The organism is Acinetobacter sp. UNC436CL71CviS28 (genome assembly GCF_000620525.1).
GTDB lineage: Bacteria > Pseudomonadota > Gammaproteobacteria > Pseudomonadales > Moraxellaceae > Acinetobacter > Acinetobacter radioresistens.
In genome coordinates, this window is record NZ_JIBB01000029.1 from 1 (window position 1) to 25176 (window position 25176).

General features: G+C 40.7%; 23 protein-coding genes. 2 read left to right on the forward strand and 21 right to left on the reverse strand.

Annotated elements, in window-relative coordinates; all coding sequences use genetic code 11:
- The 17 genes from N518_RS0111010 to N518_RS0111090 form a co-directional block, all read right to left on the reverse strand.
- On the reverse strand, positions 1-232 hold a 232-nt coding region (locus N518_RS0111010; RefSeq protein WP_155519718.1), incomplete at its 3' end, for a helix-turn-helix domain-containing protein.
- A gap of 94 nt (positions 233-326) precedes the next feature.
- The gene (locus N518_RS16250; protein ID WP_051531899.1) at positions 327-896 is read right to left on the reverse strand and encodes a Kiwa anti-phage protein KwaB-like domain-containing protein; all 570 of its coding nucleotides are present in this window, start codon (positions 894-896) and stop codon (positions 327-329) included.
- Positions 886-1482: an anti-phage protein KwaA gene (gene kwaA / locus N518_RS0111020; protein WP_034593938.1), complete on the reverse strand. Its 597-nt coding sequence runs from the start codon at positions 1480-1482 to the stop codon at positions 886-888. The genes N518_RS16250 and kwaA overlap by 11 nt, the downstream gene beginning before the upstream one ends.
- An 8-nt stretch (positions 1483-1490) precedes the next feature.
- Complete coding sequence (locus tag N518_RS0111025; protein ID WP_026444240.1) at positions 1491-2909, reverse strand: restriction endonuclease subunit S; 1419 nt, start codon at positions 2907-2909, stop codon at positions 1491-1493.
- The gene (locus tag N518_RS0111030; protein WP_026444241.1) at positions 2906-4309 is read right to left on the reverse strand and encodes a helix-turn-helix domain-containing protein; all 1404 of its coding nucleotides are present in this window, start codon (positions 4307-4309) and stop codon (positions 2906-2908) included. Before N518_RS0111030 ends, N518_RS0111025 begins: the two co-directional genes overlap by 4 nt.
- Complete coding sequence (locus N518_RS0111035) at positions 4299-6029, reverse strand: type I restriction-modification system subunit M (RefSeq protein ID WP_026444242.1); 1731 nt, start codon at positions 6027-6029, stop codon at positions 4299-4301. Before N518_RS0111035 ends, N518_RS0111030 begins: the two co-directional genes overlap by 11 nt.
- Positions 6030-6272: 243 nt before the next feature.
- Positions 6273-7169 (reverse strand): hypothetical protein, encoded by an 897-nt coding sequence (locus tag N518_RS0111040; RefSeq protein WP_026444243.1) that lies wholly within the window; start codon positions 7167-7169, stop codon positions 6273-6275.
- Positions 7170-7307: 138 nt separating this feature from the next.
- Entirely contained in the window at positions 7308-8381 is a 1074-nt protein-coding gene (locus N518_RS0111045) for a YqaJ viral recombinase family protein (protein WP_017482064.1), read from the reverse strand.
- An 85-nt stretch (positions 8382-8466) separates the two neighbouring features.
- Positions 8467-9504 carry a DUF932 domain-containing protein gene (locus tag N518_RS0111050; RefSeq protein WP_026444244.1) on the reverse strand — a complete coding sequence of 346 codons (1038 nt, stop codon included), beginning with the start codon at positions 9502-9504 and terminating at the stop codon, positions 8467-8469.
- A 111-nt stretch (positions 9505-9615) separates the two neighbouring features.
- Positions 9616-9915 (reverse strand): hypothetical protein, encoded by a 300-nt coding sequence (locus N518_RS0111055; RefSeq protein ID WP_002126054.1) that lies wholly within the window; start codon positions 9913-9915, stop codon positions 9616-9618.
- A 111-nt stretch (positions 9916-10026) separates the two neighbouring features.
- Positions 10027-10407 carry a hypothetical protein gene (locus N518_RS0111060; protein WP_017482062.1) on the reverse strand — a complete coding sequence of 127 codons (381 nt, stop codon included), beginning with the start codon at positions 10405-10407 and terminating at the stop codon, positions 10027-10029.
- An 11-nt stretch (positions 10408-10418) separates the two neighbouring features.
- Positions 10419-11000: a hypothetical protein gene (locus N518_RS0111065; protein WP_017482061.1), complete on the reverse strand. Its 582-nt coding sequence runs from the start codon at positions 10998-11000 to the stop codon at positions 10419-10421.
- A gap of 17 nt (positions 11001-11017) precedes the next feature.
- The gene (locus tag N518_RS0111070; RefSeq protein ID WP_002126044.1) at positions 11018-11278 is read right to left on the reverse strand and encodes a hypothetical protein; all 261 of its coding nucleotides are present in this window, start codon (positions 11276-11278) and stop codon (positions 11018-11020) included.
- Positions 11279-11891: 613 nt separating this feature from the next.
- On the reverse strand, positions 11892-12851 hold the full coding sequence (locus N518_RS0111075; RefSeq protein WP_017482059.1) for a hypothetical protein: 960 nt from the start codon (positions 12849-12851) through the stop codon (positions 11892-11894).
- Positions 12852-12893: 42 nt separating this feature from the next.
- Positions 12894-13895, reverse strand: coding sequence for an inovirus-type Gp2 protein (locus N518_RS0111080; RefSeq protein WP_017482058.1), 1002 nt, complete (start codon positions 13893-13895; stop codon positions 12894-12896).
- A gap of 441 nt (positions 13896-14336) precedes the next feature.
- Positions 14337-16682, reverse strand: coding sequence for a hypothetical protein (locus N518_RS0111085; RefSeq protein ID WP_017482057.1), 2346 nt, complete (start codon positions 16680-16682; stop codon positions 14337-14339).
- Positions 16683-16875: 193 nt separating this feature from the next.
- Entirely contained in the window at positions 16876-17760 is an 885-nt protein-coding gene (locus tag N518_RS0111090; protein ID WP_017482056.1) for a hypothetical protein, read from the reverse strand.
- A gap of 185 nt (positions 17761-17945) precedes the next feature.
- On the opposite strand from N518_RS0111090, the gene N518_RS0111095 reads away from it, so the two are divergent.
- The gene (locus N518_RS0111095) at positions 17946-18218 is read left to right on the forward strand and encodes a pyocin activator PrtN family protein (protein WP_004692381.1); all 273 of its coding nucleotides are present in this window, start codon (positions 17946-17948) and stop codon (positions 18216-18218) included.
- On the opposite strand, the gene N518_RS0111100 is transcribed toward N518_RS0111095, so the two are convergent.
- Entirely contained in the window at positions 18202-19350 is a 1149-nt protein-coding gene (locus tag N518_RS0111100) for a site-specific integrase (RefSeq protein ID WP_004692382.1), read from the reverse strand. The genes N518_RS0111095 and N518_RS0111100 overlap by 17 nt on opposite strands.
- 133 nt (positions 19351-19483) lie before the next feature.
- Here N518_RS0111100 and dusA point away from each other — a divergent pair, with 133 nt between their 5' ends.
- Positions 19484-20503, forward strand: a complete 1020-nt coding sequence (gene dusA / locus N518_RS0111105; RefSeq protein WP_026444245.1) for a tRNA dihydrouridine(20/20a) synthase DusA — start codon at positions 19484-19486, stop codon at positions 20501-20503.
- A gap of 65 nt (positions 20504-20568) precedes the next feature.
- Here the strand turns inward: dusA and N518_RS0111110 are convergent, their stop codons facing one another.
- The 3 genes from N518_RS0111110 to N518_RS0111120 form a co-directional block, all read right to left on the reverse strand.
- Positions 20569-21339 (reverse strand): ThiF family adenylyltransferase, encoded by a 771-nt coding sequence (locus tag N518_RS0111110; protein ID WP_005023457.1) that lies wholly within the window; start codon positions 21337-21339, stop codon positions 20569-20571.
- 129 nt (positions 21340-21468) lie between these two features.
- On the reverse strand, positions 21469-24225 hold the full coding sequence (gene acnA, locus N518_RS0111115; RefSeq protein WP_026444246.1) for an aconitate hydratase AcnA: 2757 nt from the start codon (positions 24223-24225) through the stop codon (positions 21469-21471).
- A 109-nt stretch (positions 24226-24334) separates the two neighbouring features.
- The gene (locus tag N518_RS0111120; RefSeq protein WP_005023452.1) at positions 24335-25174 is read right to left on the reverse strand and encodes a TatD family hydrolase; all 840 of its coding nucleotides are present in this window, start codon (positions 25172-25174) and stop codon (positions 24335-24337) included.
- Positions 25175-25176 lie beyond the last annotated feature (2 nt).

A 25176-nucleotide genomic window follows, 5' to 3' on the forward strand; every position in this document is an offset into this window, starting at 1 on the left:
GAGACCATAAACAACGGATCGCTTCAACAATAAATTTCCAGAGGATTGAATCGATTTTGAGTTTTCTGTGACCACGTCTACGTCTAGCGAAGGTGTTATCAGAAGCATATCGAGCTTGATAAACGTCATTGATGCTATTTCTTTTAAGCTCACGATAGATCGTACTAGGATGTCTTTTAATGAGTTCAGCAAATTTTCTGGCTGAAAAGCCTTCTTTTCTTGACTCAAGCATTAATGCAGTACGATCTTCAAAGTTAAGATGATGGTATGACAATTTTATATACTCCATAAACCCTTTAAATTAATTAGGTGGTTTATGTCGCACTTCAAGTTTTACTCTGCCCAACAACTAACAGAGTGTTATTTACTTGCAACATTTGAAAACCTGAACTTATGCGTAAAAATTCATCGTCTATTTTTTCCAATCGAGATTTTGACTTTTTCAAAAATAAGCCTGAACGTTTAAACACATTCACTTGCGCTAAAGTTTTATATAAGACTATCTGATTTTCATCATTACCTAGCTCTATTAATAAAGCTTTTATAGAAGAAAGGTCATGTTGAGTTAAGTTTAGTAGTGGCAATTCATCATTAGCAATTACCGTTTGTAATGTATTAAGTTCATCTGGCCTCTCTAAATCATATATATAAAGAGCATTTAAACGCTCATCCGAACTAGAAAGATTTAATACTGTTAGATCTTCATTATCGAATACGCATTCTTTTATACTTTGAATAAATAGTTTTTTTAACCCCTTTAAAGCATCCGATTCAATATCAACTTTAACAGGATCTGTACTCCCTCTATCTTTTAGAATCGCATAAACCGAAACCCCAATTTTTTCATAATTATCAATAAAATACCGAACTGATTCCTGAACTTCACTAAGATTCATCTTTTAAGCCTTTTACAAAATAAATTCTATCATCTAGTTTTATATATGAAACTTTAGTCCCCACTTTCATTTTAGTTCTACTTATCAAAATTATTCCCTCTCTTTCTCCAGTTTTAAAATTACCATTTGCCCGATATATACGAAATCCCAAAAGTGCTAGTGATGGATTAGCATAAAAAAGATCAGTTTTAACATATATAGCTCCCATAACCACCAATAAAAGTATTAGCACGATAACTTGTCTCCCTTCACTAAAATTAAAACTGATCAAAGGAACTACATATGTAGCCAAGAATGTTAAATGCTCATAATTAGCATCATCAATTTTTCTTATTTCAAAAGGAATCTCGGTTGTTCCTTTCAAATCAAAGTCAAATTTTTTGTAGGCATCAAAACAATAAATCAAAGCTAAGAGAGAAATTATGGTCAAAATATTTTTTAATATTAACTCATTCCATGATTTAAAATCTTTCAAAAAAAAAGATTCATCAGGGAATTGAATCGACATTATTATAAAAAATAGAAATAACAATCCTAAAGATAGGATATATAAATCTACCTTCCTACGAGTATTTGTTCTTGCCATAATGTTGCCTATTTTTTTAATAAAGTAGCATCTAGCTCACCCGACAACAACTTTGGTAATAAAGCATCTCTAATATTTTTTAAAATACCATTCTGCAAGCCATTGTTTTTGATATGAGTTAAATATTTTCCTGCATATTTATCAAATACTATCATTAAATCTGCTGGATAAATTAACCATGATTGATTAGCTAAGGTATCAGCGTTCGCCCGCTGTCTTCCACTTGTACCTGTCATAGATTGAATCGCCAAAGTACGGAAGTTTTCTTGACGTGCAATAAAATAACCTAATGCTGTTGGCAGATGCTCTTTGGGACGTAAAACTATAAACTCCGTTGATCCCCAACCAACCTCATTATCAAGTAAAAAATCTACATATGCTGTTTTTCCATTTTCCAAACATGGTGTAATACGAGCTAATAGAGTATCACCATTAATAAATTTGGTTCCGCTCGTCATATTGCGTAATATTACTTCATCAACTAAATGCCCCTGTGTTCGTACATTTTTCATATCCAAGTATGGAGCTAGTGAATCTTTTTTTAGTGTTCTTCTAGGGTTAAGATCTATAACTTCTTGAAGTTTACCAACCTCCCACCCGTTCGGCACTTCCCCCAACTCACTCTCTACCAACTCATCAGGAAACAGTGCAGCAGTCGCTTGTAGCTCAGCAAAATCATCGTCAGCCATTTGCTGAAGCTCTTCTTCGCTTTTTCCGCTAATGGTACACATGGCAGCAAGCTCAGGATCTTGCCCTTCTTGCTTAGCTGCCATTTTAGCACGGACAGGATCAAAGTCGATAAACCAGCTTTTAAAAATGGCTTGAGCAATTGATTCTAGGGTTTGGTTTATTTGCGTATTAAGTAATGTCTTTTTCTCAATTGAATCAATTATTTTTGTTATTGAATCACGTTCTTCTCTAGGAGGAATTGGAATGCCAATTTCCCGTACATCTTTTAAATTCAAAGTTTTTTGAACTGTAGTATTTAATCTAGCTTCTATTAAATGTTGTGCGGGCTTACTTGCCAGTACATAACGTATCCAAGACCGCAATTGGGTATCTTTGAGGCGAATCACAGCTAATGCTCTAGCCACGTTCCAGCCACACATTTCATCAGTTACGATTACACAATCGCCGGGATTACCGACTAATGTCAGTAAAAGCTCCGAACCATTTAAACGAGTCCTTTTATACTCTTCATCAACTTTGTTACTGATACAAAATGAAGGGCGTGATGCAATTGCTCCATTTTTAACATCAGAAACCTTAATTAAAGGAACACCACCATCCGTATCAGATCCCGGATACATCACACCAACTGATATAGCCTTCGGATGCTCTAATAACTCATCTATTGTTTTAAATTCCCAATGCTCAGGCACATTACCGCCCGCAGCTTCCCAAAACAAACGTAGAGTAAAACTCACACCGCACCCCCAAATTCTTTCTTAATCACCCAATAGCCACGAGTTCCACCCACACGCTCAAGCCAGCCTGCATCTTTTAAGTTATTCAAATGCTTTTTCACTGCTGACTCATTAATACCGAACTGCTCCGCCATAGCACGATAGGAAACTTTCGGATTTTGTTGAATCAAAACTAAAATCTCTTTTTGACGATCTGTCAGCATAGTTTCTTGGATTGAGCTACCTATTGAGCCACCTATTGAGCCACCTAATTGCTCAATCGAAGGACGATAAAATTCCCAATCGACAAAATCACCTTGTGCTTTCAGTTGAGGTTCTGCATTACCTGCTTGTAAACAAAGATCTTTAATACGGGCAATACCACTGCCCCACTGCTCGATATAACCCAGCTCTTTAAACACACGCGCCAAAACACGGTTACGAATCTCTGAACGACCTTGTGCCAAATCTTCTTCAGTCAGACCATTGGGCAAGCCACCTGGCGATACGATATTCAGAATGTCATCATAAATACCGACCTTAATATCACGCCCTGCATTGCTATAGTCACGATGTAACACTGCATTCACTAAGGCTTCACGAATCGCAGGAATAGGTATTTCATAACTTTCTGTACGCTGTAACCCTAAAATTTCAGCACGTAGATGCAGATGATTCTTGATGAATTGCTCTGTTTGCTTTAACTGACTAAATAAGTCTCCACGGTATTCTTTTTTATCCAAAAACACCGTCATGGTCGTGCCTTTAAAGCGGCTGCATTTAATCTCAACCTGCTCATAAAGCCCCAACAAAATGAGCAGCCCATGACTTGGGTAATCCTGTCCATTCTGCTGAATGATCAATTTAAGATTCCGCATCTTCTGCAAAGACAGTTCTTTACCCAGCTCAGCAAAGGCTTGCTTTAAAGGCTGTAAATCGATGTCATCTAAACTGTATTGCGGATTCGGCTGTTCATCAAAAGTCTGGTTCAGACGTTGCAATTCAAGTTGCTGGATATACTCAGGCGATGCCACACGATTGCTTGCACCTAAACGGATATACGTTCCCTGTGCCTTGCCTTGCGGCTTGAGATAATAAGGCAATAATGAACCACGGCTGACTTCAATCACCAGCAACTCAATGCCTTGGATATTCTCGATATAAATATACGGCAGAATGTTGGGCATACAGAGTTCATTGATCATCGAAGTGATCTGATCTTGCAACTCAAAAATATCATCTTGAATACCTACGAGTTGCCGATCATCACTTACACCCACCACCAATTTACCACCACTGGTATTGGCAAAAGCAATCAGGGTCTTTGCGACCTGTTGCCCTTTCGGTAACTGCTCTTTAAATTCAAGGGTTTGACTTTCACCCTTCTGAATTTCCAGCAATAAAGGATGATCAGAACTCATAGCCCAAGCCCTTTAGATTCTTTTTAATCTCACTTTCCAAGACAGCACTTTCAGCAAATTGTTCTTTGAGCTGAGCAGTCAAACGCAGCATTTTCTCAGCGAATGGCTCGCCATCATCTTCCTGCTCGACTGCACCGACATAACGTCCTGGAGTCAATACATAGTCATGCTTTTGTATATCTTTTAACTCAGCAGAGAAGCAGAAACCTTTCTCATCTTGATACGCTTCGCCTTCAAAATTTTCGCCTTGTTGCCAAGCATGTAAAGCATTGGTGATTTTAGCAATATCTGCATCGGTAAAGTCACGCAGTACGCGATCTTTCATATAGCCCAAATTACGGGCATCGATGAACAGCGTCTTGCCTTCACGGTTGGCTTTCTTTTTATCTAAAGACAAGCCATTCTTTTTGTCCTTGGTTAGAAACCAAATACAGGCTGGAATTTGCGTGTTTGTAAATAGTTGTCCTGGTAATGCGACAATACATTCCACCAGATCGGCTTCAATCAGGTTCTTACGGATCTCACCTTCATTATTGGTATTTGAGCTCATCGAACCATTGGCAAGTAGCAATGCCATACTGCCTGTAGGTGACAAATGGTGCAGCATGTGTTGCATCCAAGCAAAGTTAGCATTACCTTGTGGCGGTGTACCATACTTCCAGCGCACATCATTTTCTAGAGAAGCATGCCACCAATCCTTGATATTAAAAGGCGGATTGGCCATAACAAAGTCAGCACGCAAGTCTGGATGCTGATCCTCTAAAAAGCTGTCTGCATTCTTTTTACCGAAATTAAAATCAATCCCGCGAATCGCCATGTTCATGGCAGCCAATTTCCATGTGGTCGGATTGCTTTCCTGCCCATAAATAGAAATATGCTTTTTCTGTTCGGAGGCTTTGTAATGCTTTTCCTGAGCATGCTGTTCAATGAACTTTTCACTGGATACGAAGAATCCACCTGAACCCATTGCAGGGTCATACACACGACCTTTATAAGGCTGCAACATTTCAACAATCAAGGTGACGATGCTTTTAGGCGTATAGTACTGACCACCCTGCTTGCCTTCAGCCAAGGCAAACTGTCCCAAAAAGTATTCGTAAACATGCCCGAGAATATCTTTACTGTGCAGACTGAGTTTTTCACCATTATATTCAGGCTTAGTAAAACTGGTGTCAGAGAAGGTATTGATCAGATCAAGTAGCTTGTCATTGTCCAGCTGGTACTGACCAATGCGATTCAGAATGCCCTTAAGTTTTGGATTGGCTTTTTCAATTTCATCAAAGGCATTGTCAATCAGCCATGATACCGAACGCAGTTTGACATCTTGCCCTTGTTCATCCTGCCAGATGATAGAGCCAATCGCTTGTGCTGCTGCATTACGGATACTTAACCAACGTGCTGCTTTTGGCACCCAAAATACGTTTTTTTCTTGGTAGTAATCCAGTATTTCTAGTTCATCAGCAATAGCCTGTTGGTATTCTTCTTCGCTGTCGTACTGATCACGCGGCATGTAATAGATATTGTGATCGTCTTTTTGTGCAAACAATTCTTTGAGTTCAGATTGCCGTTCATCAAAAGCATCTGATACGTACTTTAAGAAAATCAGTCCTAAAACAATATGCTTGTAGTTAGCAGCATCCAGACTGCTGCGTAATTTATCGGCGGCTTTCCAAAGCTTGTCATCTAAGTCATTTAGAAATTTTTGTTCCAATGAATGCATTTTATTTCCTCAATCCAAGATCAACCGCTTTGGTTTTATACTTAATGTTAAACAATGTTGCTAAGTTAACATATCTACGACCTATTAAAAGTCATGCACTTAACAAAAAAAATAGGGACTAATTCAGGTTTATCATTTTAACGAGATAACCATAGCGAATATAGTCCTTTAACAACTGCTACGTCTCATAATGTCGTAAAAAAAAAGAGCAACCTAGAAAGTTGCTCTTTTCCAACTAATCGATTAGTTGACGGGTCTGACTGATCGCTGCAACCCTTGCTGAATATCCTGCACATAGCTCAATTGCACTGAATGCTCCGTATCTACAGCACTGTCATTGTGTGGATAAAACTCTTCCAGCAATTCCATCCCCTCCTCTGCATGCACCTCAAACTTGGCATTGGCAAAACCCTGCCGTGCAATCTGATCTAATGCCGCCTGATCAAACCCTGCCTGCTTACCTTGTTGGTCAATCTCATTAGCCGTCTGAATTGCTGTTTGCAAATCCACGCCTTCCCGTAACGTTAAATCCACGTAATACACGGGCTGACGATAGCTTTGGGTGGTACTTTTCCCACGCAAGGTGAGCTGCAATGGTAAACACGACAACAATCCACCTGAAGCTGCATGGTAGTAATTCAAACGTGCAGCCAAAGTGCGAATACTGTTAAAGCCTGTGGTTCTAAAGATAAAGGTGCCAAATTCATCCGATTCATCTAAGTTCACATACAGGCGTGCATAAGGCTTGCAATGTCCACCTTGTCCAAGTGGGCATAAGTCGGGTGATGGACAAGGATGTTGCTCTACACCTTGTGATGTCATACGCTGACACGTCTGACCATTCCCCACACAAATCGGGCGACCTGTCTGTCGGTCAAACAAGCTGTACTCGGCACGTAAGTTCAATTCAGGGTCATTGAAGATCATACGTACAGGGATGCTACGTAACTTTTGATTCGGTGCTTGATTACGCAATTGCTCATCCAAGGGGTGTTTAATCCAACCGTCCTTACCCTGTATTTGACTGGTAATGGTGAACTGATCGTCTTTCTCTGGCAGACGCTTGCCATTTTTTTCTATTACACGGCCAATACTGATCCGTCCCAAGATGGGTGGTGTAATGGCTAAACCTTTAATCATGTTGAAATTCCTCTGTCGTTGAGATGTTTAGATGTGTTGCCCTGTGTGCTTAAAATAAAATCGGCATAAAAAAATCCCATGCAGGGCTGCACGGGATTTCAGATACTTCTTGCTGAGTGATTAACTCTAAGTTTTGAGCTAATCGTGATAAATGTTGAAACGACGACTGCCTGCTTTCTGCAGTGGGTACTGTTGAATGAGTTCAGGTTGGTGCTGAAGTAAGGATTTGATGTCCAGGCTAATACTATCCTTGCTCTTCTTCCATGTCACTGAACCTTGCTGAAATACGGCACGTTCATGTTCCTGCATCAGTGCCTGAACTCGGTGTTTGAGTAGGTCAAACTGGCTTTGGTGTTGTTCAATCTGTTGTTTCTCCTGTATCAGCTGATCAAACAGTTCATTGGCAAGTTCGACCTCCGTTAGATCAACACAACTGAGCGGGGTATGTTCAGGATAGAGCTGCTGTAAAGCTTTGGCTGCCGATTCACTGGCATCCACTGCTGGTGGAACGTCATTTTCAACACATTCCCAAAATAATCGTTCTGCCTGAATGATCTGTTCAATCAAAGCTTCATTACGACTGACTTTGTAGATTTTGGTTTCCTGTCCACACAGCAACACACAAATATGTGCCGCTTGCTTGCCTGTCACCGCCAGTTGATGTTGTACCTGACATAACACGTATAACGGCACACCATCTCGCCACAGTTTAGCGCCATATTCTCCTGCGGTTTTGCATTCTAGGATTTGCACGTCTTCATTGCCCACCACGGCATAATCCAAGTTTGCCAACATAAAGGCTTTGTCAGGATCAGGGTGCTGCAGCACCGCATTGACCCGACGAACTTTGTTGTTGGTATGCAGACTGTAGTATTCAGCCACTAGCGGTTCTAACTGCTTGCCCCAATATAAAGGTGCATGTCCTGAGCTTTCATCATCAATATTCTGCTGTACCCGTCCTGTTTTGATCATCCACAGCTCCAGCATCGACATATAAGGATTCAAGCCACAGGCGGCTGCGGCATCACTGCTGCCTATTCCCTGCTTACGCACTTCCAGCCATGCCTGATAGTCCAGTTGTTTGGTGTTGATCAGACGTTTGGCATTTAAACTACGTTTTGAACCTGATTGACTTTGTTTAAGCTTGTCATTGGCTACAGTTGGTAAATACTGAGATTGAGACGTTACTGTTGGGTTTATAATCTGATTCATGGGTTTATCCTTCTATCATTGATTTTAAAACGGCATAAAAAAAACCACATCCGAAGATGTGGCAAAGAGGGATACGAGATAAAATTTAGGCTGCAAGATATAAAGCTTGCTCCAATCCACGTTGTTTCAATGCTGCCCCTGCACCAAACCATGCCGAATCGAGGCGGTGATCAGTACTCATCGCACGACGTTCATGGTCGACAAACTCGGTGATCGCACAAAGTAGTCCATAGGCGGTGTCTTTGGCTGAAGATAAGTCTGCTCCACGTCCCTGCCCATTAAACATATTCATGACTTTGGTCATGGCACGTCCATTCGGTTCAGTTTTATTGGGTTGTGGATTGGCTTGAGACGCAACCTTACGGTAGTACTGAATAATGTTATCCTCCTGTTCCATCGCACTTAGGCTATTGTTGTTAAATACCGCATCAAAATAAGCCGCTGCTTCTTTCTGGGTGACTTTACGTTGGGTGAGTTGTTTCATTTCATACATGTGGTTGTACCATGTTTTCACTGAAATACCGAGTTGATCTTTGACTTTGTCGGCATCGAATTTGGTACTGTGCGGTACCTTGACTACACCTGCACTGGAACTCTGTCCACGTAAGGCAATCGCTAAAGTGTTGTTGCACACCACACGGATATTGGTGAATTGTGCTGTGGTCGCCAACGTACCGTCACATGCGGTTGCTAGCAGAATATAGCCATTGCTGACATCTCCACCTTTCAATTCTGCAGTTTGTCCTGTACGTGCCAAAGCCCAGAACTTTTTCCCACCTTTTAGGACACCTGCGGTTTCCAGTTCAAAGCCTGATTGCTCAGTCAGATCACGGTAGAACTCCAGAATTTCCATCGGTTGGACTTCTTGATAACGCTGACTCACCACCGATAAAGGAGCATGGGTATCTGAACGGTACAGTACCCGTTGTTCTTCATACGGCATGATGATGCTTTGTCCACGTGAGTTTTGAGCCATGTAGCTGACATTGGATGATTCAATGCGCCAATCCATGCCCGCTTGCTTGGCCCAGACTTCAATCGGTTGGTTTTGGCTAAGTTGATTGCCCAGACCATGCCACGGGGTTTGTCCGACATACGCCATTTGTTCAAGTTGATGTGCCATTTTGATTATTCCTTAAATAAAAGTGAAAGATGTAAAGATGCAGAAATGTGCTGTAAGGGTTTAAACAATCCATCTATTCAAAGATGTAACCGTGTAAAGTTAGAGATGCGATTACGGCACCCATGCAAACGCTTGTTGGCAATCCAGACAGAGATACTGCTCGGCATTGCTGTAGTATTTTTCAAAGGCATACTGACTCACCACCACCAGTACGCCACCCACCACTACCCCAACAGCTGCACCGAAGAGCGGTGAAAAGCCTGACTTGCGAGCGACCTGCATGCCAAACATCGCCATCTGTGTTGGTGAGATACAACGTTGTAGTTGCTCAAAATAATTGGCATGCGCATTGCCTGAATCGGTTTGTCTGACCTGGGTAGACTGACAGTAGGGACATCGAATAAAAGACATGGGTATTCCTTGCGAAATGAATTCAGTGCGAAGAGCGAATTGAGGACATAAAAAAACCGTGCCCATTGAGGACACGGTTTGATTTAAATTTTGCTTTGTCGAGGAGAGTCGCTATTGAAAGCTATAGCTTGCAGTGCCTTTATCTGTTTCGACATCAACCTGCACCACATTGCTGTAGCTACAGTCTGTTAATTTCAGTCTTAAACGTTGCCCCATCTTAAAGTGCTGCGGATATTCCAACGATCGACGATAGCCTTCATAACGACATTGTCCATGATTGACAGAAACATGGCTGACATCGATAGGCTCTGCAATATTGGAACGGATGGTCAATACCGTAGCGGATTGATTTTGGGCATACCAGTTACTGGTATCAATTACATCGAGTTCGACCGTAAATGTATTTGGATCAAGGCCAGAACTGCATCCACTCAACAACATTCCTGCCGTTACAGTCACTGCGAGTAGGATCGGTTTAAAAAATCGCTTCATACATTTCATCCTTAGCAGTAGTTATAGCTCACGCCATAATCGCCCGTATTTAAGTCAATACTGACCAGATGGATTTCACAGTCTGTGCCGTTATCAAATTTATAGACGTAGTAGCGATTACCCGCTTGCTCCGACTCCAGTGCGCCATGTTCTTGCAAGCTAAAGTCTTGCACTGATTTGCCTGTATCTTTTGCGGCTTTGGCAAAGATATAGCGCTGATACTTGTCTATATTTTCCTGCTCAAATTCAGGCAGTTCATCATAAGGCAGCATCGACAGTAAGGTATCCACCGCCTTAAGGTTTTGATCAAACTCAAAACTCAGCAATTCAGGTTCATGATCTGATGGACTCAGACGCTTGCTTCCCGTGGTCAATTCTTTGACATCGATGCCATCCACTTCTGCCGCTGCAATCACAGTGGATACTGCTTCTGAACTGGCGGATTCTAAAGGTTGTGCAGAGCTGACCTCAGAAGTACTGGCTGGAACCGTTTTTTCAGTTGTGTGTTTAGGGCTAAAGAAGTAGAAGCCTGCGATGCTGATCAAGGTCAGGGCTAAGATTGCCGCCAAGCCCAATATGGTTTTTTGAGTCATTTGAATGTTCCCCTCATTTAGTTGGGCACAGTGACTTGACCATTCTGCGCATTAAAGTGAACAAAGCGTGGACAACCACCTTGAAAGTTCACCGTGAAATTACGCCAACCACGGTTGCCAGGATTGGTTTTATAAAGACATTGATAAACCCCACCGCCTGTATGACGTGCTTGAACAAGGTAGGATTCACTGGCTTGTGCAAACCAGCCTGCCTGCGCCAATGATGCGCCTGCAAGTAGTGATGAAATAAGGGCAGTTTTTAGGAAGGTTTTAAACATCATCATTTTCTCTTTTTTTTAGGCATCACTGGTCTTGGTCTTAATCAAACACAGTGTTCCCCATGTCATAAATGTTGGAATGAATATCTATGTTTTTTTGAAGTGTTATAGACGATAAAGCACACAAATCTATGCCCCTCAAAAACAGCATGAGAGATTCATCTTCATATCGGTAATATGTACTTGAAAAAGTTTTATTCTTAGAAAGTGATCGACACAGCAATGCATGAAATACACAGCATCAGGTCACATTACCCCTGTGGTGTAGATCGGGCACACATAAAAAAGAGAAATGTAAAAGACGGTATTGATGTAAGCGCATGGCGTACTCCTTTGTTTTAAAAGAATCCTGCCAAATCACTGTCAATTGAAGGTGGCAGAACGAAAGAGGGTTGACAGACTGGTAACAAAGAAACCAGCACGCGCAAGCGCGTCCCCCCTCCGCCCTACCGCAAAGAAGGGGGACGAACGAGTTAGCCACCAAAAAATTACTTTTTTGATGTGCTTGTGTGTAAACGGTCTGTCAAAACCGACTGACGATGTAGGTCAGCAGACTAAGGATAATCTGCGCAATGTAGAGCGTCAAGCAAGTGCAGGACACTGATATAAATTTTCAGCGCCGTATAGGTGCTCCATCAAACCATTTAAATCCTTTAGGGTAAATGCAGATTCTATTCGGAAGCCCAAACTGCCCCGTTTGATTCTCCGGCATGCTATTTAATGCACCCAAAGGACAGCCCGCTTCTTCTTGCATGATCCAGTCAATCCGCAACGCTTTTTGTGCATCAGCATCGGAAAGCTGATGATGCATTTCTGGATAAACGCATGTGCCCAGATATCCAGTCGTTCTCATCCAGTGCTCTCTGATCTCATTGCAATATCCCAAAGGATCAGAATAGAGTGATCGGTTAAAGCTCAGATAAAAGTGAATCACATAGCGCTGCTGAACATCATCCCGTACAATCTGATAAAAGCGGTAAACGACTTGTGTTCTATACCAATACTCAGCCGCTAGACTTTTTTGAAAATTTAATAAATACCGCTCTAGCTGCCGTATGCCGATCATTTCATTTCCTGCCTCATTTAAGCTCAGTTCTAGTTTCAAATCCGCAGCATCTGGATAGATTTGACTGGTATTGCAATAAGATTCTCTCAGCTTTTCAATTTGCTTTTCATAACGCTCATTCTGCTTGTGCATTTCTTCAGTTAAGCTGGTGCTTTCAAACAGCACTCTCAGCCGCTTTACGATCTTATCGATATAAAAACCAGCGCTTCTTTGCGCCGTGACCTCAAAGAACCGAATCTGCTCTTCCTGTAATACACTGCAGTAAGCCTGAAAGAACTTGTCTGCCCAAAAGGAAAAAGATAAATGCTCATGAATGCCAACGGCCATCATTCTGCGCCATGCTGAAAAATAACCAGACAATTTACGCTTAAACTCATCATCAATATTTTTTTGATGATCTTTGTAATCAGTACCTTCTGGAATCGGGGCAAAGCGAATCGTTTGGTAATGCTCTAAAACGTCTTGTTCTAAACGTACTGCTGCAGACTCTAACTCTGAATGGCTCATGTGTTGTCCTATGAATGAATTGATTTCATAGAACTGGCATGTTCATATTTTTTTAAACCAAATCTCCTCTTCCAGCTTTGCTAAAGCAGTCTGCGCATTCCACTCTTTGATTCTTCTATTTTCTTCTGTGTCAGGTATTGGGCGACTATGATGCTGATAATCCCCCTTATAAAACGTTTTACGCCCTCGTGGTTTAACCAATAACGTCTGCTCGTATTTATCTGGGTCACTGAGATACGCAACTGCACCCAAAGCATTATTGCCTTGTTCGGGTATTGTTCGACGAATATCTCCAATGCCTAAACGACCTTGTTTCTCGTAGTTTTCTTTATTTTCTGTCGTGTTGATGTTCCATCCCGTCCCTTTGCCTAAAGTAATCTCATTCCACTTCTCAATTACCCCTTCAGCAATCTTATAATCGCTCTGGTGCTCAGACCGATTAATCACCAATGCTAAGTGAGCATGAAAGCCTTTGGTTATACCCTGCTCCAGTGCGATCGCATAGGTCAAAAGTGCATCAAAATATCCATTCTTATCAGTGATCAAATCACGTAGTTTTCCGATATGCTGATAGAAGTCATTTACTGTAATTTCACTCATGCTGTCCTTGCTATAGCTCAAATCCACTCTGATCACTAGAACCGAATAATACCCCTTAATTGCGCCTTCGAACTCCTCAAGTAATGCCACTCGATTGAATTCTTTCCGTCTCGCAAAGCTTTTGATCTCATCACGTATCAGCCCTCGATGCGCATGCAGGATTCGTCTTAATGCCTTAATTTCCCCTATTGAAAGCCCTGTCAGATATTCAGCAAAGCTAAGCATGCCACGTTGGCTATTGACGTATTCAGTAACTGCAATAAACGCCCTAAGCGATGCTGCATACTCAAGCCCTTCTTGTTTAAACGCTTCAAATGCGCAATACAAGCGTTCTAGGTTGAAAATGAATGCTTCGTCTGAAATATCAAAATTAAGACATACATCCACAAAGGTATGAATGGTACACATCACCCCTGCCTGATCATCTAAATCCAATGGGAACACGTTGAACTTCCTTAACTATGATTCACGTCATAGTTAAGCAATCGACTTATTTTTTTAAATAGTGTTCTTATCTAGAGTAAGAACAAGTCATCCACTATCCGCATATATCGAATAGTGCTCTCATCCTACATGGACTATTGGTCCCTATCATCATCCATATTGGGTATATATTCAGATCTGAATGACATGTCTAACTGTTCTTGTTATCTGTATGAGTAACAGTGATTGTATTGATATATCTAGTATTTATAGTTCTATACGCTATAGTCATTAATCTATTATTAGTATTAATCTCTATATTAATAGTATATAAAACCGTCTTAGCGTAAAAGCAATAACCATAGCCCAGCCGATCAGCAGAATTTCCAGACCTTCGGCTAAGCTCGGCTTTTTATATATTTTAGCGTTACGATAGTTAAGTCAGAAAAATGGTTTTCAGCTTTATTTTCTCTGAATCCCCTTAATATTTTTTTTGTTCGCAATTGGGGTCAAAACAAAATACTGAAAATAATGACTGGCTTCATAGAACCATGAATGCAATATTTTTTTCAGTTTTTTTCGATCTTCTTCCAAAGTTTGGAAGTCTACGTCATCTAATCTGGATGTTGAAATGTCAATAGATACATGATCCGCATCAATGGTGTTATTATCATTGTATTTACCGAACAACATTCTTAATTTAGCGAGAAACAGTGTTTTGAAGCCCCCTCCCAACTCGCCAGTCCGCTCATCATAATCGGTATAATTACTATCGATCGAAAACAACAGGGTTACTTTATAAGTGGGCTGAGCTGATTGACACTGAATGATGGTCCAATGACCAAGATATGCATAGATTTCTGGCTGACCCACTTTTTGCAATCGATCTATTGCCTTACGAATTGTAGAATCAATCATCGTAAAATTTTCAGTAAAATTGCCACAGCCAATCACCAGAGTTAGCAATACATGTGTCCCCTGATAAGCCTGCATCTCATCCCAGTATTTCAAATACATTCTATACGCTTTTTTGCTTTGTGCACTTTGTGAATTTAACCATTTTGCTACAGACTGTCCTTGGTGTTGCGCATTTTCCCTTACTGTGCTTAGCTCTTTCTTTTTAAGTGTATGGTTGATATAGCTGAATCTGCTTAAGACTGATACACCGATCTGATCTAAGGCTTTCCCATAATCACACAATTCAACTAATGTTCCTGCTAATAAAGAACGGATATTTTCAACAAGTGTGTGCTTAATTTCATTTGGACGCATCACCTGCATATGGAACTTAGCCTGCCTTTCTTCTATCTGCTGCAATGCCAAAAAACCAACCAGAACTCTTGTACTAAAAATACAGCCATACTCCTCAAGCAATCTTTTCAGCGATGTATAAATATCTATAAAGCTCACTCCAGCAAAGAAATACTCATAAATTCGATTGAGATCCGTTGCCCAAATAGGACGATTAACCATTAAAGGTTGATACAATGATTGCTTCCACTCTCCAGCCAAGTAGACAAACATTTCAATTTTAATCAGCCATTGAAAATCTGTATAAAGATTGAAGGGATAAGCGATTTCGAATTTTCGTATTAAAAAATTATAGCAATGTTGAATTTCTGCAAGTTGCCCAGCAACAGATCTGGAAAATTTACTTTTTTTGAGTAAATCTGCGTATATTTTTTGATGAGCAGAATAAGGTTTATGAACAGTATTTCGTTTTTGCTTTACTGCTGTTTTAGCAAGTACTGGCTGATCTTTGGCTGTTTCGAATTCTGAATAGCATCCTGCTTCTAATGCGTGTCCTGCGATACTTACAGTAAAAAGCTCGGTTTGGTTAGCAAAATAATTTAACGTGGTCCGAACAAAATTTTTGTATTTTGCTGAGTCTTTTTTTAGAATTCCATCCGTCTCAAAATCATCCCACTGATAATTTTGCACCCTCACGCAATAAGGCTTGGTTTGCAATTCTAAACCAGGAGCCAAAGTACAACGTTCGAATTCCGTCAAATCATAAAACGTACTTTCCCAGACCTGCCGAATTTTTTCTTCGAGTGATGCGATCGTTTCTGAACGTGTATTTCTAAAACAAAAAACAGCAAAAATATTAAAACAGTAATTAATACCAAATTCAATTTTATCAAAATGTGTCAGCAATCCTTCAATATTGCGTATTTCCGCTCTAAAAAATTGCAGGTGCTTTTGACAGCGCTCTTTAGCATGATTTAGATTATTGGAGTCAGCCGATACATTGTATAAGGGATCGATATACAATAATTTTAGGCTGATAAATTTAATGGATTGGCTGTGCTTGAAGCAAGCATCAAGTTTTGCTTGAAACGGAATAATTCGACGATCCATCTCATTCATGAATTGATCAGGAATGGTGAGTTGCTGATCAAAAAAACTTAACGTCTTTAGATCGATATTTCCTTTTGGAAAATCAATTTTGATGAAGGGAATCGTATGCTGATCGACAGCCTTAGCAAATAAGGCAGGATATTCGATTTGAGCATCGATCAAGCGCATTTCAGTGTAAAATGGGAATACTGAAGCTTGTTTAAGCTTTACAGAGGTTAGACACGCTGAAAGATGATGATATTGCTTTTTTTTATCTTCTAGGACGCGATGGAAAGATGCCAGTATTTGATCTCTAAAAAAATCAGAATTGTCTTCTACATATGCTTTAGATAGGTTAAACTCATACAGCTTAGAAAGAAAATCTAACCCAATTTTTTGTGCTTTATTCGGTTGTTGCCGTACTCCTCCAGCAGGATCAAAATAATAATTAAACTGAACAAGTCTCATCCAAAAGAGAATTATTCCTGAAATGTCCTTCACCCTCTGCCGATAACTAATTTTCCCCGATACCACCCCAAATCCCCCAATTTCATTACATAGTCAAAATACTATATTACTCTGCTTATTTTTAATTTAAGACCCTATCTTCACATTATCAAAAATCAGAATAAAAAACACCTTTTTAGACAGGTTTCCAAGCTCAACCTGAATGATGAACGAGAATTTTCACCATAAGATTTCGATGTCGTCGCAGGTGATTGACTAGTACTTCATCGCAATATGCTGTATTAAATGGGAGTTGCTTTTGCTGTGGAAAATACCGCTCTGGATGCTGTAGAAACTGTTCCCATTTTTTATTTTCATTCTGTAATTCCCTGATCTGGTTTAGATAGGTTCTATCCTGAATTTTAAATGACACACCAAAATCATCATCTTCACAGGTTTCTTTATTCTCGTTATTTTTTCTGGCTTCTGTTAAATCTAAAATTTTCTGTTTATTTGTCTCTAATCTGCTTTGAACCCATTGCAAATCAAACTCTCTAAACTTGATTTGCAGCGCGGGTAAAATCAGTTGTACTGCCTGCGAAGCATTTTTAAATCTGCCATTTTTTTGAGCATAACCAGTTAATTCTGAATAGAATATTTCAAGCTTTTTATGCAACAGCGGCGCATATCGTTTTCTTATATTCAAAATTCCATTGATTCTACGCTTCAAACTCGGGTTATAGGTGTAGACTCTCCCGCCTTCATCAACAACCAACTCAATATATTTATTTAATATTTCAGAATATTTCTCATTAATCTGCTGCTGTCTATAATCACGAATCCCCTCTATTACCGTATTAATTTGACCAAGCAAATTCAGCAAGTCTTGTACCGAATACGTTTCACCAAAGAACTGCATTTGGCTATGCTCTACCATCAGTTCAACCAAAAATTCGCGTTCTGACGCTTCAAACTCAGTCTTTGGGTCAGGATCGCTTATTATTTTATGTTCTCTTAAAAAACGTCCAGCATGATCCAAAAAGCAATTCAGAATTTCATCCTGCAATTGCTCAAAATCAAGAAGTGTGCAATTTCTCATTTATGAATCTAAATAATAGTTTTCAATATGTTATACCACAACTCTAGTAAAATATTATTTCTAATTATTAGTATTACATAAAGACCTACATCAAAAAAATAAGATTAAGACATAGGGATGGTCAGCCTTACTTCAAAGGTGACCCATTCAAATTAAAAAAGTTTTATGTATGGAATACCCACTTCATGAGTTGCTTTCAAATTAATACTACCGAACTACTTTTTATAAAGTATCGTTCTATGACCGTTGAACTAATGACAGTAGTTTCTGACTATTATCCCCACCTCAGCAAAGCCGAAGCACTGAGAAAAGCGAATAATCAACAATTCCCTTTCTCAGTATTCAAAATAGATAAAAGTAAACGTGCTCCATTTTTGGTACACATTAAGGATCTTGCTGCTGTCTTGGATAAGCAATATTCAGAGGCATCCAAAGATTTTGCTACGTTTCATCGATGAGGCGTAGCACCTCCTCCAACTGTAATATATTTCTTCTCGCTTTCACTGATACATAACGCTGTAAACTCCCCCAAGAATCGTGCAAACTTACTTTCTGAATTTCAGGAATAGTAAAACTCTGTTCAGCTAATCGAGTACAGCCTTCATGTCTCAAGTCATGAAATCGTAAATCTTCAATCCCCAAAATTTTACAAGCTTCTCTAAACTCTTTACCCAAACTTTTGGGATTCAAAGGCAATAACAAATTTTCATTATGTCCAAGCTTTAGCATCCGTTCTCGAACTTCTGAATGTTTCAGTCTTTTGATCAGCACCTTACACGGATCAAGTACATCAAATGACTTATGATTACCTTTAGAACCATTAGGATTCTTTAAATCATGCACTTTCCACGTTGAATGATGTGGGTCATAATCTCGAAGATACAATCGTGTTAATTCAGCTTCACGTCTGCATGAGAAAATTGCAAACCACATAATCAAATGCATTGGGTATTTAGAGCCATAACGATTTAGCTTCCATCGTTCTGCAAAATACTTCGTCAATGCAATCAATTCATCTCTCGAAGGCAGTCGGTCTCTTTTTTGACTGGAGGATATTTGACGTGTTTTTCTTAACTGAGCAGTAGCCTTATCAAAGCTATTTAAATCAATATCCATTTCCCACATAACAGCAGCATGAGAAAGAACACCTCTGATATGTAAAAGCTCATGTTGCAGTGTACTAGTTGCAATAGGTTCAAGATCGAGGTACGGAATTCCACCCTTCCTTAAAGCCACATGCTCGGCCAAATGTACTGATTTTATTTTTGTGATAATATTGCGCGCAATTGGTAGTTTCTTAATTAAGAGCAGAGAATAGCGTTTCGTCCTTCCGTACTCGCTCCCGACTTCATCCAAATATTTATCTATGGCATCTGATAAGGTCAGATCAATCAACTTTTCTTTGCCAAGCAAAATATCAGGATTTTCTTGAATTTCGACTTCTCGTTTCTTAATCCAGTTTTCAGCTAATTTCTTTGAGTGAAATGTTTTACTTTCAGAAAAAGCAGGAAAGCCCTTTCGAGTGATTCGAATCGCAGCACGATAGTTAACTTTACCATCTGCACCTTTCCTTGCTGTAATTGATCCCATAATTTACACCACAACATGTTTTTTCCATTATGGTGTAAAATTTGGTGTAAATGCAAACCGATTAACCCACCTAAACACTGGTTAAAACAGATTCGCGCAGGTTGCGAAATATAGTTTAAAGGTATGATTTTTAATGACTATTAACAAAAACATTGAAAACACTCAATCTCCGCGAATCAGTGTTGCCCCGATGATGGACTGGACGACCCGTGACTACCGTTTCTTTGCTCGCCTGTTTAATCCAAATGTGATCCTTTATACTGAAATGGTCACGACTGGAGCGATCTTATTTGGAGATGCTGGCCGCCATCTAAATTACAATCAAGAAGAACATCCGGTTGTACTCCAACTCGGTGGCTCTAACCCAAAAGATTTGGCCACATGTACAAAGATGGCTGAGGACTGGGGTTATAATGAAGTTAACCTGAATGTCGGCTGTCCAAGTGACCGGGTACAAAATAATAAAATTGGTGCCTGCCTGATGGCAGAGCCTGAGCTGGTGGCAGAATGTATTTCAGCGATGCGCCAGGCAGTTAATATTCCGGTTACGGTTAAACATCGAATCGGAATTGATGACATGCAATCTTATGAAGAGATGCTGCATTTTGTGGACACAGTAGCAAAAACTGGTTGTAATAATTTTATTGTGCATGCCCGTATTGCCCTATTACAAGGATTATCTCCAAAAGAAAACCGTGAAGTTCCACCTTTGCGTTATGAGGATGTCTACCGGTTAAAACAGGAACGTCCTCACCTCACGATTGAAATTAATGGCGGCGTTAAAACTTTAGCTGAGACACAAGAGCACTTGAAACATGTAGATGGTGTCATGATTGGCCGTGAAGCCTACCATAACCCTTATCTGCTGGCCGAATTAGGTGACCTCTGGAATTTACCCATGCCAGACCGTTTTGAAATTATGGAACAGATGCTTCCTTATATTGCCAAACGGCTAGAAGAGGGTGCACCACTATCTGTGATTACCAGGCATATTTTAGGTTTATTCCAGTATTTACCTGGAGCCCGAAAATGGCGTCAGGCTTTAAGTGGAGGGAATGCCAAAACTTATGCTGATGTCGAAAGTGCGATTCAGAATATTAAGGCTGCCATGCAGCGCACTGAAGATTACCTGAAAGAACAACATATTTTTTAAACTTTAAAGCCCCTGTTTAAGGGGCTTTATTTCTAAAAGCATATTATAAAATACAAGCAGTAGCGTTACTGTTTTGCCTTAATTGCTTCAAGTTTTCTCAAAACCTCTGCGACTGCCACCATGGCAAAACTTGAAGTTACCACCACAGCAGAACCATATCCTCCACAGCGCAGCCCTGCACTAGCACAAACTTCGCTACTGGAAAACGGATTATCAATTGAATAAATACAGGTAATCCCGAATTTCTCTTTTGGCTTTTTGCAAATTCCTTTACTGCGTAACTGGGTACGTAGTTTAGCCAGCATAGGGTCCTGTTCGGTTTTTGACAGATCTGCCACTCTGATTTTAAGCGGATCAAGCTTGCCTCCTGCTCCACCAGAAACAATTAGAGGGATTTTATTAAAGCGGCAATGCAGCATGAGGGCCAGTTTAGCTTTGACATCATCAATACAGTCCAGTACCAGATCAGGCGCCATGGCAAGTATCTCTTTTACATTGTCTGAAGACAGGTAGTCATCAACCAGGTTGACCTTAATTCTGGGATTAATGGAATAGCAACGTTCAGCCATGACAGCAATTTTTTCCTGTCCCAAGGTAGCGGTCATAGCAGGTAACTGTCGATTAATATTAGATGCAGCTACCACATCCATATCGACCAATGTCAATTCACCTATGCCGGAACGGGCCAAAGCTTCTACTGCCCAAGAACCTACACCGCCGATTCCAATCACCATAACATGACTGTGTTCATAGTAATTAAATGCCTCATCTCCATAGATTTTGGCCACACCCGCAAATCGGCGCTCATATTCATCGTTTTGGAGAAGTTCAGTCATTACATTCCATGAAAATATTACAGATCACTCTATTTTAACGGGAATGACCTCAGTGTGACAGCTCATAAGATCCAAAAAAATTCTGCTGTCTGAACCATACAAATGATATGAAGCTCAGGCAACTACTCTTCAGGAAGCAATCAAATGCCGAAGCACATAATGGAGAATGCCACCGGCCTTAAAATACTCGACCTCATTAACAGTATCGATACGGCACAGAACCTTAAAACTTGACTGCGTTCCATTAGGTTGTTTCAGCTCTACCCTTAGTATCTGCTGCGGCGACAAGTCATCAGATAAACCATGAATTGACAGAATTTCATCACCATTAATATTGAGTGAAGTCCTGCTTTCATCTGGTATGAACTGTAAAGGTAACACTCCCATACCCACCAGATTGGAGCGGTGAATTCGCTCAAAACTCTGGGCAATAACAGCTTTCACTCCCAGTAAATTAGTTCCTTTAGCTGCCCAGTCACGTGATGAACCTGTGCCATATTCCTTGCCTGCTATAATAACCAAGGGTGTGTTTTCTGCCTGATATTGCATGGCCGCATCATAAATAGACATTTTCTTATGGGTAGGTATATGGAGTGTATTGCCACCTTCTTCACCACCCAGCATTTCATTTTTAATCCGGATATTGGCAAAAGTTCCGCGCATCATTACTTCATGATTACCACGGCGTGATCCATACGAATTAAAGTCTTTTGGCTCTACACCCAGTTCCTGCAAATAACGGCCTGCCGGGCTGTCTTGCTTGATATTTCCCGCCGGTGAGATATGGTCAGTAGTGACTGAGTCCCCCAGAACAGCCAGTATTCGTGCTTTTTCAATATTTTTAACCGTTTGTGGGAGCTGATCAATTTTTTCAAAAAACGGTGGATGACGGATATAGGTAGAGTGCTCATCCCACTGATAAGTTTTAGTTTCGGGAATTTGCAGAGATTTCCAGTTTTCTTCACCTTCAAAAACAGCCGCATATTCTTTATGAAACATTTGGGTATTTACATAATGCAAAGCCTCTTCAATTTCAGCTTGGGTCGGCCAGATATCCTTCAAATAAATTTTTTCGCCATTTTTTCCTTCACCAATCGGTTCAGAGCTTAAATCAGTGCGAATATTTCCAGCCAGACCGTAGGCGATCACCAAAGGAGGAGATGCCAGCCAGTTTGTTTTTACCAGTGGATGAACACGCCCTTCAAAATTACGGTTCCCAGAGAGTACGGCGGCTACATTTAAGTCAAAGTTCTGGATTGCCTCTTCGATAGGTTCTGGCAAAGGGCCTGAATTTCCGATACAGGTGGTACACCCATACCCTACCAGGTTATAACCTAGCTGATCGAGATAAGGCATCAGTCCAGATGCTTTCAAATAATCAGTCACAACTTTGGAGCCTGGAGCCAGAGAGCTTTTTACCCATGCTTTCCGTTGCAAGCCTTGTTCTACTGCTTTTTTAGCCAGCAAACCTGCTGCCAGCATGACACTCGGATTTGATGTATTGGTGCATGAGGTAATGGCTGAGATCACCACATCACCATGAGAGAGGAAGTAATTTTTCCCCTCTATTACGCAGCAAGGATTAGAGTGGGGTAAATTGGCCTGTTCTGCCTCAACAGCTGTTCCACCGCCCCCTTCATTTTCCAGTCGTTCCTTCTCAGCTTTAGCAGGCTTTAAATGCAGATCCATGAGTGCCTGAAAAGTATGAGGCACATCAGAAAGTGCCACTCTGTCTTGTGGGCGCTTTGGTCCAGCCAGGCTTGCTTCGACTGTACTCATATCCAGGGTTAACGTATCAGTAAAGACCGGTTCATCTCCTGCTTCGCGCCATAGGCCCTGCTCTTTACAATAGGCTTCAACCAGTTCAATCCGTTCAGCATCTCGGCCGGTCAGGCGTAAATAACCCAAGGTGACCTCATCAACCGGGAAAAAACCACAAGTTGCACCATATTCGGGGGCCATATTGGCAATGGTGGCACGGTCCGCCAGTGGCAGTTCAGCCAACGCGTCACCATAAAACTCGACAAATTTTCCAACCACCCCTTTCTGGCGTAGCATCTGGGTAATCGTCAGTACCAGATCTGTAGCTGTAATTCCTTCGCGCAGTTTTCCGGTGAGCTGAAAACCGATTACCTCAGGAATGAGCATGGAAATGGGCTGTCCTAGCATGGCTGCTTCTGCTTCAATTCCACCTACGCCCCAGCCCAGCACTCCCAAACCATTGATCATGGTTGTATGGGAATCTGTTCCTACCAGCGTATCTGGAAAAGCAAATTCTTTTCCATCTGATTCACCAGTCCATACAGTCTGTGCGAGATACTCAAGATTGACCTGATGACAGATTCCTGTGCCTGGAGGAACGACGCTAAAATTATTAAAAGCAGATTGCCCCCAGCGCAAAAACTGATAGCGCTCGCCATTGCGTTGCATCTCTACAGCAACATTGGCTTCAAAAGCATGTTCATCTGCAAAATGGTCAACCATAACAGAATGATCAATCACCAGATCAACAGGACTTAGCGGATTAATCTTTTCTGGATCAGCTCCTGCCTTTTCGACTGCTGCACGCATGGCAGCCAAGTCAACTACAGCTGGTACTCCAGTAAAATCCTGCATTAGAACCCGCGCTGGCCGATACTGAATTTCCTGAACCGAACTGCGATTCTGCTGCCATGCAACTAAAGCCTGTATATGTTCCTGCTTTACTGTAATCTGATCTTCAAAACGTAGCAGGTTCTCGAGTAATATTTTTAAAGATTTAGGTAGCCTGGTAAAATCATCCAGATGCTGCTGGGCCTGTCTTAAACTGAAGATCTGATAATTTTTTTTTGTTGTTTTTAAAGTCGTCAGTGAATTAAAACTATTAATTGTACTGTACTTAGCCATACGGCAATCCTCCGGCTTCAACTTTGTTCTTGTCAATCATGCTCCATTTAATGTATGCCAAGAATAGGAATACAGTGTTATTGATTAGTTAATATCTGATTTTACGTTTCTAGTTCTTCGTCGGTTTCTGGCTTATATGCAAGGCAGTGAATGAGTTATGCCATAAAGTTTTGGCTAATTCCTCATGTGAGATTCCAAATATTACAGACAGTTCATCCAGTACATAAGTTAAATTACCAGGTACATTACGGGTACGCTGTTCGGTTGAAGTCTGGCAACATAGAGGCGTCATATCAGGACAATCTGTTTCAATAACCAGATGTTCAGGTCCTATATCTTGCACCACTTTTCTTAATTTTTTTGCATTGGGATTAGTCACCTGCCCTGTAATACCCAGTTTAAAACCCAAGTTTACAAATGCTTTTGCCTCTTCAATACCGCCACTAAACGCATGGGCAATACCGCCCAGTTTAAATTTGTGTTTCTTGAGTAAGTTCAGTACATCAGCATGTGCTTTACGGATATGTAACAGCACCGGTTTATGATGCTGTGCTGCCAGCTCGAGCTGTGCAGAAAAATAATCCTGCTGCTTTTGAAAAACTTCTGGCTGCTTATGCTGTTTAAGTAAAGTATCCAGACCGATTTCCCCTACAGCGACACTCTCATGAGTTTTTAGTAGATTTTCCAGCCGATTCAGATCTGAAAACTGATGCTGTTCAATATAAAAAGGGTGCAAACCTGGTGCGAGATAACTCTCTGGTGCATCTTTTAAACTATTCATATAATGATGGGTATCAACCAGGTCATTAAAGCGCGACTCCACAAAACCGATTAATACCAGCTTTTCAACTCCGGCTGCTTTAGCCTGATAGGCCAGATGTTCACGGTCTGCGTCAAAATCTGGCACATCAAAATGTGTGTGAGTATCAAATAACGCCAGCCTGCCCATAA